The sequence below is a fragment of the Clostridium rhizosphaerae genome, assembly GCF_016765585.1.
Lineage (GTDB): Bacteria > Bacillota > Clostridia > Clostridiales > Clostridiaceae > Clostridium_AT > Clostridium_AT rhizosphaerae.
Genome location: NZ_JAESWC010000012.1, coordinates 33,888 through 46,577 on the forward strand (window position 1 = coordinate 33,888; position 12,690 = coordinate 46,577).

Genomic DNA, 12,690 nt, shown 5'->3' on the forward strand with positions numbered 1-12,690 from the left:
AAAAAATCTCCTCCAATTTTTAAAAGTGAACAAGCACTATTTAACACTATTATTCATATTATTTATATAAGGATTAATTTATGGTGGTGTAAAATTTGAAGTATATAGGCCCTTTTTTAAGAATGAATTCTTTAAATAGTGAAACAATCGAAAAACAGTTATTCTTCCTTGCAAAAGAATCCGTAAAGTACCTTGTTCTAAATTCAAAATGCGGAATAACTATCCCAACAAGTGAATTAAAAGTAAAGAACTTACCTAATTTTGATATTAACATAATTAAATCATTTTCTCCACTTTATTGTATCTATAAAAGGGGAAATGCAAAACTTATAAACATAGGAGGAGGCTTAAGCTTTGATGAAGACGCCTTAAAAAAAGATATAATTGTTGAAGGTAATGCTTTCATGACATTAAGCCTTTTGGAACTTATAGACTACTACAAAAAATTTAAGGACATAGACAATAAAAAATATTCACTCAGTATGCTTTATTTGATACTTGCAAGAAAACAGCTTGAGTTTTTCGCGGCTAATTTTAGGAACATAGAAGGTGTTTTTGTAGATAAAAAAAATACTACACCGGAACTTACAAGAGACATTAAATTTGAAGAAAAAAACAAAAAATTCAAATACTCTGACCAAGCTCTGCTTATGGCCGCTTATTACAAATATTCTTTATATGATGAAGATAAATGCGGCGCAGAGTACAAAAGCTTTGCCATGGATATTTTAAGCATGTTCCTTGAGTATAGAGATGAACTCTATAGATGTTCTACCGAGGAAATCCTAAAGCTATGCTTTGCTTTTAATCTGCTTTACAACTATTCAAAACTTGATGAGGCTAAGCTTATTCTCCTTGATTTAATGGAGTATATTGTTGAAGATGATATATGTGAATTAGAAATCAATGAGGAATCTAAAATTGAGCATAATAATCTATTATTTTTAAACTGTATATTATTTTATAATAGTACAGGGATAATTAAGTTTAAGGATAAAGCTTTTAAAAACTATAATAAGTTCATGGAGCTTTATGAACCAGAACGCGGAATTTATATAAAGCCTAGCGAAAAAAAGGAGATTGAATACAATTCTCTTGAAATAATTTCATATCTGTTATGTATATTAAACCAAGGAAAGATTTTTGGTAAAGATAAAGACAGCAATATGGTAGCAGTTGATATTTTCAGGCGTCAAATAGTTGATTCCGGCATAATATTAAGCTGGCCTCCAAGTCCTGACTTAGATGATGTAGAAAGGTATAAAAATTTCACCTCAAAGTCTGAAGATTTATTGGATGAGCAAACTTTTAGAATGTCAAGCTTACCTACTCCTGAAGCTATAGAGCTTGCTCCTGTTTTTATTAAAAATATAACCTATAATAAAAAGAAGGAAATTTTTTCTCAAAGCAAACCTAGTTTTGACAGTTCAAAAAATATGTTTATATTCTTTCTTATAATCTATCTCAATAAAACACTTACTGAACATCAGATTGAAGATTCAGAGGAATAATATATTTTAACTAACAGATTAATGCAATTTAAACAATTATCTACTAGTTCTCTTTTATCATAAAATAAATTTCACTGAGTAAACTATAAATACTAAATACACTAAAGCCTGGAGTGATACACTATGACTAACATCAATTGTTCAGAAAACTGTGCTTACTCTATTAATGGAAAGTGTAATTTAAACTATATCAAAGAACCAACAACGCTTACAAATCTACTAAACAACTGTATTTATTTCAGTTCAAAAAACGAAAAAAAGGACTCCCAAATTACTTAGGGAGTTCTTTTTTTACTTTTCTAAATACAATGCAAAAGTTCTAATACATTAATTGTGTCCTAAAAATCCTTGAAGGCTGGATATTTTATGACAAAATTAATGTAAGAACTTTATTGCATTGTATCTACATAAGCTCTATCAAGCCTAATATTGCCTTCTTTTGTAACGTATACATCCTTAATACTAGGATTTTTACATAAAAGAATATTATGAAAGTATAGGGGTATAGTTGGCATATCGTTAATAAGAATTTTTTCGCTGTTTTGCAGCAAGCTTAACCTTTTCATTTTATCTTTCTCATACTTTGCTTCATAAATCATTTTATTATATTCACTATTGTTATACCCAAATAAATTTAAATCTGAGCTTTCAGACCAAGCTTCTAAAAGAGACAATGGATCATCGTATAAAGAGGCATAATTTATTATCATCATGTGATAATCTCCCTTTTTTATAGCCTCCTTAAGCTCTACATCATTGTACCCTTTATAATCAATGCTTATATTAAGATTATCTTTTATTTCCTTATATAAGGCTTCACAGAGCCTTTTATTTTCATTGTTATCTAAATAAATCAGTTTTATTTTCTCTTTCTTGTCATATTTGCTTTCTTCTAAAAGTTTTTGTGCTGCAGCTACATCTGCTTCTTCTTTGAGAAGATGCTTTTCCTGCTTATTTTGAGCTTTATCTTCCTCATCATAAGGAACGTATGCAGAAGCACTTCTGGCAACATAATTCAAATCATCCTGCACTAAATTTTGTCTGCTTATAGCTGAACTTATCGCTTTTCTAAAATTAACATTATTTGTGATGCCTGATTTTTTAAGATTAAAATTAATACTCGAACCGCTTTCTATAGGTATTGCTTCAGCCTTTCCCTCTGCTACCAAGTTTGAACTCTCACTAATTGGAGGATTAATAAAGAGGTTAATTTTATTATTCACAAATTCTGCTAAAGCTTTTTCACTTTCTGTTGATGAGGTAATATAAAGTTTGTCGGCTTTAACTTCATCCTTGTCATAATAAAATTTATTCTTTTCCATCGTTACTTCACCAGTTTCAGATACATCGGTGATTACAAAAGGTCCTGAATACACAATATCCTTGTAGCTATTTTTCCAAGTTTTAAGACTGGTATTTATTTTTCTCAATGAATAAATAGGCTGACTTAATACCTCTAAAAAATAGCTTACCGGAGAATTAAGTCTAAATTCTAAGGTTTTATCATCTACAGCTCTAATTGCTACTCCATTGAAGCCTTTTTTACTTTTTCTAAATTCCTCAGCACCAAATACATAGTATAACTGGTAGGCATAAACATTATCCTGCTTTGGGTTTAAAATTCCTTTATAAAAATCCACAAAATCCTGTGCATTTATAGCTTTACCATCACTCCATTTGGCATCTTCTCTAAGCTTAAAGGTATAGGTTATGTTATCTTTTCCTATATCCCATTTTTGAGCTATTCCCGGAGTAATATTTCCGAATTCATCAACTTTGATTAAACCTTCAAATAACGAAACAAGCAAATCCTTATCCCTTATTTTGCTATCTTTAAGCATAACTAAATCATCAGGCAGCTTTCCCATATTATATACAATATAATTATTAGTTCTGCTATTATAAACCTTTATTTCAGTTTTTTTCTCAACGCAGCCTCCTGCTGACAACATGAAGAAAATCATGATAAATGAAACAAACTTTTTCATAGATTAATCTCCCAACATCAGGTAATAATTACTTTCCTTTTATAAATTATTGTCAAAATATAATAATTTAATCAAATTTCAATTACCTTGGAAGATATTTTAATAAATTTAATCTGCTTGTTTTAAAGCTTTGCATCGTTTTTCCTCTTAATCCTAATTGCCCTTTAATAAAACTTAAGCAATCCTCAAGGATAATATCTTTTTTTGAAAATAAGTTTTTAAAGCTTTGCCTCTCTTTCGTTTCAAAATTCCCTGTAGTTATATAAATACCTCTATGAGCTTCTCTCTTATCAATTTCACTCATAAAAATATCTATTTCTTTCTTTGAAACCATGCAGCAATTATGGTATTTAAGCACTACTGTTTCCCTTTCACTAGTAAGCCTTATAACTAGAATATCTCTTGTCTTTATTATTATTTCGTACTGTATATTAAACTTCCAACAAAGTTTTGATAAATTTTGCAATATAGTATCCGTCTTTATCCTCTTAAATCTAGTACTTGCTTTTTCTATTTCTTCCTTTCTGAGTTTATAGTAAACGGAATCTAGTAGTGTACACATTCCCTCCTCCATGTCAATTTCTCAATTGAGTACATTACATTATATTAATAATTTTTATTGAAATTACCAAATTTATGATATAATTATTTTGTATCTAATAAGTCATTATAGGAGGCTTACATAATGCTTTTAACTTTGGAAATTTTAGGACTTCTCACAATGATTACAGTAATATTTGTTCTTGTTTGGGGATTTATAATACTTAATCAAATCTTTGGGCAGCTAAGATATAAAAATTATCTTATGGAAAAACTTATAGAAACTATTTATAACACTTCAAAGATTGTACCTAAAGAGGAGACTGCATCTAGCCATGAAGCTGACATTATTGAATAAAATTTAAAGAGGATGCATTATGCATCCTCTTAGCTTATAAAAATTTATTTAATTCTTCAGTTACTAACTTATTTGCAATTTGCGGATTAGCCTTTCCTCTAGTTTCCTTCATAACTATTCCTACCAGGAAACCAACAATTCTTGTCTTTCCACTCTTAAAATCTTCAACAGCCTTAGGATTTGCTTCAATAACCTTTACGACTGCATCGCGTATTGCACCTTCATCATTGTTTTGAACAAGTCCCTTTTCTTCAACTATAACCTTAGGACTCTTACCGCTTTCAAACATTTCTTCAATAACTTTTTTGCCTATATTATTTGAGATTGTACCTGCATTTATAAGCTTAATAAGCTCTGCTAAATTACTTGGCTTAAACTTAAGCTCATAAGCTTCCATATTTTTCTCGTTCATAAGTCTTGAAATATCGCCCATAAGCCAGTTAGATGCCGCTTTAGGATCATTGCTCTCTTTTGCAGCTGCTTCAAAGAAGTCTGCCATTGCCATTGAAAGAGTTAAAACTCCAGCATCATACTTAGGAATTTCGTACTCTTTAACAAATCTTTCAGCCTTCTCATAAGGAAGCTCTGGAATAGTGCTTCTAATTTCTTCTATCCATTCATTGCTGACATTAAGAGTTACAAGGTCACCTTCAGGGAAATATCTATAGTCATTAGCCTGCTCTTTGTTTCTCATAACTACAGTTTCAGACTTAGTCTCATCCCATCTTCTTGTCTCTATAAAAAGTTTTTCTCCATTTTCTAAAGCTTTTATCTGCCTGTCATATTCATAATTCAAGGCTTTTTCTAAAGCTTTAAAGGAGTTCATGTTTTTAATTTCTGATTTTACTCCGAATTCTTTGCTTCCTTCAGGTCTTATAGATATGTTTCCATCACACCTTAGTGAGCCTTCTTCCATTTTAACATCGGATACTCCGATAGAGCTTAGTATGCTCTTAAGCTTTTGAAGATATAGTGTTGCTTCTTCCGGAGTTCTAATATCAGGTCTTGAAACAATTTCAATAAGAGGAACCCCAGCTCTGTTATAGTCAACTAAAGTTCCGGCTGCAGTATGAAGAAGTTTCCCTGCATCCTCCTCGATATGTATTCTTTCAATTCCGATTTTCTTTCTTTCACCATTTTCAAGTTCTATTTCTATAAATCCATCATAACACAAAGGAAGTTCATCCTGTGTTATTTGATAATTTTTAGGATTATCCGGATAAAAATAATTTTTTCTATCCATTCTGCTTATATTATGTATTTTACAGTTAAGTGCAAGTCCTGCTTTCACTCCATACTCCACTACACTTTTATTTAGCTGAGGCAGCGAACCTGGAAGGCCCATACATATCGGGCATACATGAGTATTTGGCTGACCGCCGAATTCAGTAGTACATCCGCAATAAATTTTAGTTTTTGTAGAAAGCTCAGCATGAACCTCTAAACCTATTACTGATTCGTAATTCATATTGTTTTTCACCTCTTTAACTTCAACTTCTTAAATATTTGGTACTTCTTTGTGCCAGTTTGTCGACTGTTCATAGCTGTAAGCAAGATTAAACAGTAAATCTTCTCTAAAGTAGTCTCCCATAAGCTGAAGACCTACCGGAAGTCCGTTAACCTTTCCGCAAGGCACTGAAATCGCTGGTATTCCTGCAATATTTACTGGAACAGTATATATATCTGATAAGTACATAGAAAGCACGTCATCAACCTTTTCCCCTATTTTAAACGCAGGTGTTGGGGTAGTTGGAGAGACTACTGCATCAAATTCCTTAAATACTCTTTGGAAATCCTGCTTAATTAAATTTCTAACCTTTAAAGCTTTTTTATAGTAGGCATCGTAGTAACCTGCTGAAAGAGCATAGGTTCCAAGCATTATTCTTCTTTTAACTTCTTTTCCAAAGCCTTCATTTCTTGATTTATAGTATATATCAACTGCATCATTAAAATCTTTTGTTCTATGTCCATATCTTATTCCATCAAATCTGGAAAGGTTTGATGAAGCTTCAGCACTTGCAATTATATAATATACTGCTAAAGCATATTCTGAAAGAGGCAGTGAACATTCTTCCACAACTGCACCATTATCTTTAAGAACTCTTATAGCCTCTTCTACAGATTTTCTTACCTCATCATTTAAGCCTTCGCCAAAGAATTCTTTTGGTATACCGATTCTTTTTCCTCTAATATCCTTTGTTAACCCTTTTGTATAATCTTGGACTGCAACATCAGCTGTTGTAGAATCTCTATGATCAAAGCCAGAAATATGCTTAGTTATTAGTGCGCAATCTTCAACGTCCCTTCCGAAGGGACCTACTTGGTCAAGAGTTGAACCAAATGCAACCAAACCATATCTGGATATTCTTCCATAAGTCGGCTTTAAACCCACTACTCCGCAAAGTGATGCCGGCTGTCTTACAGAACCGCCTGTTTCTGAACCTAGTGAAAGCGGTGCTTCAAAGGAAGCAACAGAAGCTGCTGCACCTCCAGAGGAACCACCTGGAACTCTATCTAAATCCCATGGATTTTTTACTAATTTATAAGCACTGTTTTCATTAGAAGATCCCATAGCAAACTCATCCATATTAAGTTTACCAAGTATAACTGCATCTTCTTTCTTTAGATTCTCAACTATATGTGCATCATAAGGAGCAACATACCCTTCTAATATTTTAGAAGCACAAGTATTTTGCATTCCCTTAACACTTATATTGTCTTTTATAGCTATAGGAACTCCGCCAAGTGCTCCTATACTTTCCCCGCGGCCTATTTTCTCATCTAATTCTTTTGCCTTGCTTAGTGCCTCTTCTTTAGCAACATATAAATAAGCTCCTATTTTATCATCCACATTATCTATTCTATTCAGAAAAGAATTAGTAACTTCTTGTACTTTTACTTCCTTTTTATTTATAAGCTCTTTTAACTCATGAGCTTTCAATTTATGTAATTCCATGTTCAACCTTCCTTCCCAGCTAAATAATCTATTCAATAACCTTAGGAACTAAGAAATACTCTTCCAGCTTGTCAGGAGCATTGGAAAGTACAGCATTAAGTTCCATAGAGGGCTTAACCACATCTTCTCTTAATCTGTTCTCAATATAATATGGATTTACTATGATATCCACATTTTCTGTATCAAGTTCATTTAGTTTTTCTATGTACCCTAAGACATTATTTAAATCCTGTATTAAGCCTTCCTTTTCATCTTCAGTAAAGCTAAGTCTAGCTAATTCTGCTACATGTTCTACATCTTTTTTTGTTACTGACATATTTCCACCTCTTCCCATGTTATCAATATTTAATATTCTACCACAAAATAAACTTTTTAGGCTATAAAAGCACAAAAAAATACATCAATCTTGTAATTGATGTATTATATAAACCTATTTAGTTAACCTTCATTAGTCTAAAAAACATTGAGCCAAAAGCCATTAGAAAACATATAGCTGTATAAATCAAGTCCTTAAAGGAAGATTTTAAGTAAAACATCTTTATACCCCAAATAAGCATTGTGAAAAACAAGCACATTTGAAGTGTATAATATCCATAAAAATATTTTATGTACACAAAGTGATAGGTTGAAAGCATAGTTGAAACTAATGCAGCTATTGTAAGTGCAACGCTTAACCATCCTAGTACATTTATGGTTTTTCTCATGTTCTCTCCTCCATTAAATTGTTAGGACAAACCTTTCTCCTACAGTATAATAATTCAAAATGCTGCATTTGTAAAGTTATTTATGATATATTTACAAATATTTTACAATATGGAATTAAATTCTTCTTCTGTAAGTATCTTCACCCCAAGTTCTACAGCCTTTTCATATTTGGATCCCGGTTCCTTCCCGGCAACTACGTAATCTGTTTTTTTGCTTACACTTCCTGATACCTTAGCCCCAAGCGACTCGAGTTTTTCTTTTATTTCAGTCCTGCTGTAGCCCTCAAGGCTTCCTGTCACTACTACCGTTTTGGTCTTAAACGGATTATCTATAACTTTTGTTTCTTCAAAATAAGGATTAACTCCTAATGCTAATAATTCATTAATACTATTTTTTATTTTCTCCTCTTTAAAGAATTCTAATACACTTTCTGCAACAATATCTCCAATATCCTGTATAGAAATTAATTCATCAAAAGCTGCTTTTTGTATAGCTTCTAAGCTTTTAAAATTTTTTGATAGGTCAGTAGCTGTTTTTTTACCAACATTAGGTATTCCAAGTGCGAATATAAAGGATGGCAAATCACATCCCTTGCTTTTCTCAATAGCATCTAATAAATTTTGAGCTTTTTTATCACCGAACTTTTCAAGAGTCAATAAATCTTCCTTTTTTAATCTATATAAATCTGCAATAGACTTAATATCAAGCTTTTCAAAAAGCTGCTCTGCAGTTTTCTCGCTGAAGCCTTCGATATTCATAGCTTCACGGCTTCCAAAATGAACAATGCTCTTAACCATTTGAGGCATGCAGGATAAAGTATTTTCACAAAAGTAGTGCACGCCTTCCTGAATAAGTTCACTTCCACAAGCTGGGCAGTGCCTTGGTGCTTCTATCTCAATACCATCTTTTGCCGTTTCTTCAACAACACCCATTATTTCAGGAATAACGTCATTTGATCTTCTAACAAAAACCTCGCAGCCGATTTTAACACCTTTTCTAGCTATATCATCCATGTTATTTAGAGTTGCCCTCTTTACAGTAGCTCCAGCAAGCTCAACAGGTTCAAGAAGTGCGGTAGGAGTAACTCTTCCGCTTCTGCCTACATTCCACTCTACCTCTAAAAGCTTTGTAGTCGCTTCCTGAGCTTCAAACTTAAAAGCAATTGCCCATCTTGGAAATTTAACTGTATACCCTAAAAGCTCTCTTGTTCTAGTATCATTAATAACTATAACAGCTCCATCTATATCGTAATCTAATTCTTCTCTTATAGATTCTATGTAATTTATTTCTGCTTCTAGTTCTTCGATAGTTTTGCATACTTTAATATATTCATCTACTGGAAAACCTTTTTCTTTTATAAAATTCATCATATCTATGTAATTTTCAAAGGGTTCGCCTTCTGTATATCCTATGTCATAGAAAAACGCTGAAAGATTTCTTCTTGCAGTTTCCTTTATATTTAAATTTCTAAGCGCCCCTGCTGCGCCATTTCTTAGATTTTTAAGAGGCACTTCAGCATTTTTATTGTATTCATCAAAGGCCTTCTTAGTCATTATAGCCTCACCATGAATCTCAAACTGATAATCATTATCTATTTTTAAAGGAAGACTCTTTATAGTCTTTGCTTGTGCTGTAATATTCTCACCAACTGTGCCAGTACCTCTTGTAGCTGCTCTTACAAGCACTCCTTCTTCATCGTAGGTGCAATTAAGGGTAAGGCCATCAAATTTTTTTGTAACAACAAAGCTTAAATCAGGTAATTTATCCTCATGAGTTGAATTATACTCATTAACAAATTTTTTATTTCTGTTAAACCAATCCTCAAGCTCTCCCAGAGATTGTGATTTATCTAAACTCCAAAGTTTAGCTCTATGAGTATATTTTTGAAATTCTGACAAAACTACATCCCCAACTCTTTGTGTTGGTGAATAAGGAAGTGTATAATCTACTTCCTTCTCAAGCTTTAAAAGCTCATCATACTTTTTGTCGTATTCCTTATCTGAAATAGAAGGATTATCAAGCACATAATAATTATAGGCATGCTTATTCAGCTCTTCAATAAGTTCCTTAATTCTAGCTATTTTGGTATCCCTATCATCCATAATAAAACCTCCAAATAAAAATTTAGAATGTAGAATTAATGAATGTTTTGCAAAGCAAAACTAAAATTTAAATTTGATATTCATAATCCTTAATTTTGAAAATCCCATAAGGATTTTCTTCCTTCATTCTACATTCTACATTCTTAATTCTACATTACTTCAAGCGGCGCAAGTCCCAGCATAAAGTTTTTAATTCCTTGTGTATTAAAAGCAATGGTAAGTCTTACGTCGCTTCCATCCTTTGTAACACTCACTATAGTTCCAACTCCAAATTTAGTATGTTTAACTTTTCTTCCAAGGGTTGCTTCATCAGCCGTAAGAAGCTTTCCTGCGCCTTGGGCATTTGACTGAGCTACATTATTCATATTATAAGCTTGTGCTCCGGCACCTACGGGTTTTGGCGCACTGTTTCCAAAAATGTTGTCCATGCTTCCCTTAGTTGGCGCAGGGCTGTTAAATCTTTGGCTGAAGGATTTTCCTCCAACATATTCTTTTAATAACACTGGAATCTCATTTAAAAAGTCTGATGGGGAATATGCTACTGTCCTTCCAAAGACCCTTCTTATCTCCGCTGAGGTCATATAAAGCTTTTCCTTTGCCCTAGTAATTCCAACATAGCACAATCTTCTTGACTCCTGCATTTCATCCTCATTATTTAAAGAAGATTGCCCAGGGAATATCCCATTTTCCATACCAACCATGAATACCACAGGGAACTCAAGTCCCTTAGCACTGTGCAGAGTCATTAAAACTACAGAATCCGCATTTTGATCAAAATTATCTATATCAGAAACCAAAACAACCTTTTCAAGAAAGGCTCCTAAGGAGGCATCTTCATTATTCTGCTCAAAATCAACTGCTGCAGATACTAATTCCTTAAGGTTTTCTATTCTGCTTTCATCTTCAATATCATTTGAATTCTTAAGCTCTTTTAAGTATCCTGTATCCTCAAGAATTGTTTCAATAAGCTCAGAAACCGGTACTTCATCTCTTTTTCTCATAAAGCTGTTAACAAGACTTGTAAATTTATTAACAGAAGTTATAGTTCTTGCTGTTAAACCAGGCACATAATCTATATCTAATAAAGTGCTGTAAAGAGGCTCTTCATTATTATTTGCAAATTCCTGAATTTTAGCAACGGTAGCTTCTCCTATACTTCTCTTTGGTACATTTATTATTCTTTGAAGACTTATATCATCTAAAGGATTATTTATAAGTTTTAAGTAAGCCATAACATCTTTTATTTCTTTTCTGTCATAGAACTTAAGACCGCCAATAAGTCTGTATGGAACATCTGATCTAATAAAGCTGTCTTCAAATATACGAGACTGAGCATTTGTTCTATAAAGTACAGCAAAGTCACTAAACCTTCTGCCCTCTTCTTTAATAATTCTCTTCATTTCAGAAACTACAAAGTCACCTTCATCATTATCTGAGAAAGCTCTATAGATTCTTATCTTTCCGCCATCTTCGTTAGTTGTTCTAAGAACCTTGTCTTTTCTTTCAAAGTTATTTTTTATTACTGAGTTGGCAGCGTTTAATATATTACCCTTAGATCTATAGTTTTGCTCAAGCTTTATAACCTTAGCTTCAGGATAATCCTTCTCAAAATCCAGGATATTTCTTATGTTTGCTCCTCTCCACTCGTAAATGCATTGATCATCATCGCCCACAACACATATATTCCTATGTCCAGCTGAAAGAAGCCTTACAAGCTCATACTGTGTCATATTTGTATCCTGATACTCATCCACCATAATATATTTAAACTTTCTTTGATAGAACTCAAGTACGTCTTTTTGCTGGCTGAAAAGCTGAACTGTTTTAAATATAATATCATCAAAATCTAAGGCATTATTGCTCTTAAGCCTCTTTTGATAAAGAATATAAGCATCGGCTATTTTATTAAGTCTGAAATTATATTGATTTTCTCTTTTAAATTGTTCTGGAGTTATTAATTTGTCTTTCGCACTGCCTATTTTGTTTATTATTTCTTTTTCATCTATATCCTTATCATTTATGTTAAGTTCCTTCATACACTGTTTAACCAGAGTCTTTTGATCATAAGTATCATATATAACAAAATTTTTATTATATCCAAGCTTATCTATTTCACGTCTTAAAATTCTTACACAGCTTGAGTGAAAGGTTGATACCCACATATTATTAACTTCATCACCAACTAAAACCTTAACTCTTTCCTTCATTTCCTGAGCTGCTTTGTTAGTAAAAGTAATGGCAAGAATTTGAGAAGGATATACTCCTAAATCATTTATCATATGAGCGATTCTATAAGTTAAAACTCTTGTCTTTCCCGAGCCCGCTCCTGCAAGTATAAGAAGCGGTCCATTTATAGTAGTGGCTGCATCATATTGTTCTTTATTTAAAAGCTTTTGTAAATCCATGTGTTCCTCCTTAATCTAATAACAAAATAAACACTTGTTCCTATTACATAGCTTTAATTATATCATATTTTTTGCTTTATATAACATTTAAGAATATTTAACAAATAAAAACTGCCTCACTTTAA

10 protein-coding genes are annotated in these 12,690 nt (G+C 32.4%); 2 read left to right on the plus strand and 8 right to left on the minus strand.

Translation table 11 applies throughout. From position 1 onward, the window contains the following. Positions 1-95 precede the first annotated feature (95 nt). Positions 96-1,511: a hypothetical protein gene (locus JK636_RS15620; RefSeq protein ID WP_202749922.1), complete on the plus strand. Its 1,416-nt coding sequence runs from the start codon at positions 96-98 to the stop codon at positions 1,509-1,511. A gap of 389 nt (positions 1,512-1,900) precedes the next feature. Here the strand turns inward: JK636_RS15620 and JK636_RS15625 are convergent, their stop codons facing one another. Then, positions 1,901-3,499, minus strand: coding sequence for a peptide ABC transporter substrate-binding protein (locus tag JK636_RS15625; RefSeq protein ID WP_202749923.1), 1,599 nt, complete (start codon positions 3,497-3,499; stop codon positions 1,901-1,903). Between the two features lie 82 nt (positions 3,500-3,581). Continuing rightward, the gene (locus JK636_RS15630; protein ID WP_202749924.1) at positions 3,582-4,061 is read right to left on the minus strand and encodes a hypothetical protein; all 480 of its coding nucleotides are present in this window, start codon (positions 4,059-4,061) and stop codon (positions 3,582-3,584) included. A gap of 123 nt (positions 4,062-4,184) precedes the next feature. On the opposite strand from JK636_RS15630, the gene JK636_RS15635 reads away from it, so the two are divergent. Further along, the gene (locus JK636_RS15635) at positions 4,185-4,397 is read left to right on the plus strand and encodes a hypothetical protein (RefSeq protein ID WP_202749925.1); all 213 of its coding nucleotides are present in this window, start codon (positions 4,185-4,187) and stop codon (positions 4,395-4,397) included. Positions 4,398-4,431: 34 nt separating this feature from the next. Here JK636_RS15635 and gatB read toward each other — a convergent pair whose 3' ends face one another. From gatB to pcrA, 6 genes are all read right to left on the minus strand, one after another. Further along, positions 4,432-5,865 (minus strand): Asp-tRNA(Asn)/Glu-tRNA(Gln) amidotransferase subunit GatB, encoded by a 1,434-nt coding sequence (gene gatB, locus JK636_RS15640; RefSeq protein ID WP_202749926.1) that lies wholly within the window; start codon positions 5,863-5,865, stop codon positions 4,432-4,434. A gap of 30 nt (positions 5,866-5,895) precedes the next feature. Beyond that, positions 5,896-7,353, minus strand: coding sequence for an Asp-tRNA(Asn)/Glu-tRNA(Gln) amidotransferase subunit GatA (gene gatA, locus JK636_RS15645; protein ID WP_202749927.1), 1,458 nt, complete (start codon positions 7,351-7,353; stop codon positions 5,896-5,898). A gap of 28 nt (positions 7,354-7,381) precedes the next feature. Continuing rightward, positions 7,382-7,669 (minus strand): Asp-tRNA(Asn)/Glu-tRNA(Gln) amidotransferase subunit GatC, encoded by a 288-nt coding sequence (gene gatC / locus JK636_RS15650; protein ID WP_202749928.1) that lies wholly within the window; start codon positions 7,667-7,669, stop codon positions 7,382-7,384. Between the two features lie 118 nt (positions 7,670-7,787). Further along, positions 7,788-8,057 carry a hypothetical protein gene (locus tag JK636_RS15655; protein ID WP_202749929.1) on the minus strand — a complete coding sequence of 90 codons (270 nt, stop codon included), beginning with the start codon at positions 8,055-8,057 and terminating at the stop codon, positions 7,788-7,790. Between the two features lie 102 nt (positions 8,058-8,159). Further along, positions 8,160-10,160 (minus strand): NAD-dependent DNA ligase LigA, encoded by a 2,001-nt coding sequence (gene ligA, locus JK636_RS15660; RefSeq protein ID WP_202749930.1) that lies wholly within the window; start codon positions 10,158-10,160, stop codon positions 8,160-8,162. A 149-nt stretch (positions 10,161-10,309) separates the two neighbouring features. Next, positions 10,310-12,565, minus strand: coding sequence for a DNA helicase PcrA (gene pcrA, locus JK636_RS15665; protein ID WP_202749931.1), 2,256 nt, complete (start codon positions 12,563-12,565; stop codon positions 10,310-10,312). Positions 12,566-12,690: the final 125 nt, after the last annotated feature.

What these genes read in the sequence shown, in the direction of transcription:
- JK636_RS15625 (WP_202749923.1), bottom strand. Translation starts at nt 3,499, where the DNA reads ATGAAAAAGTTTGTTTCATTTATCATGATTTTCTTCATGTTGTCAGCA.
- JK636_RS15630 (WP_202749924.1), bottom strand. Translation starts at nt 4,061, where the DNA reads ATGTGTACACTACTAGATTCCGTTTACTATAAACTCAGAAAGGAAGAA.
- JK636_RS15635 (WP_202749925.1), top strand. Translation starts at nt 4,185, where the DNA reads ATGCTTTTAACTTTGGAAATTTTAGGACTTCTCACAATGATTACAGTA.
- gatB (WP_202749926.1), bottom strand. Translation starts at nt 5,865, where the DNA reads ATGAATTACGAATCAGTAATAGGTTTAGAGGTTCATGCTGAGCTTTCT.
- gatA (WP_202749927.1), bottom strand. Translation starts at nt 7,353, where the DNA reads ATGGAATTACATAAATTGAAAGCTCATGAGTTAAAAGAGCTTATAAAT.
- gatC (WP_202749928.1), bottom strand. Translation starts at nt 7,669, where the DNA reads ATGTCAGTAACAAAAAAAGATGTAGAACATGTAGCAGAATTAGCTAGA.
- JK636_RS15655 (WP_202749929.1), bottom strand. Translation starts at nt 8,057, where the DNA reads ATGAGAAAAACCATAAATGTACTAGGATGGTTAAGCGTTGCACTTACA.
- ligA (WP_202749930.1), bottom strand. Translation starts at nt 10,160, where the DNA reads ATGGATGATAGGGATACCAAAATAGCTAGAATTAAGGAACTTATTGAA.
- pcrA (WP_202749931.1), bottom strand. Translation starts at nt 12,565, where the DNA reads ATGGATTTACAAAAGCTTTTAAATAAAGAACAATATGATGCAGCCACT.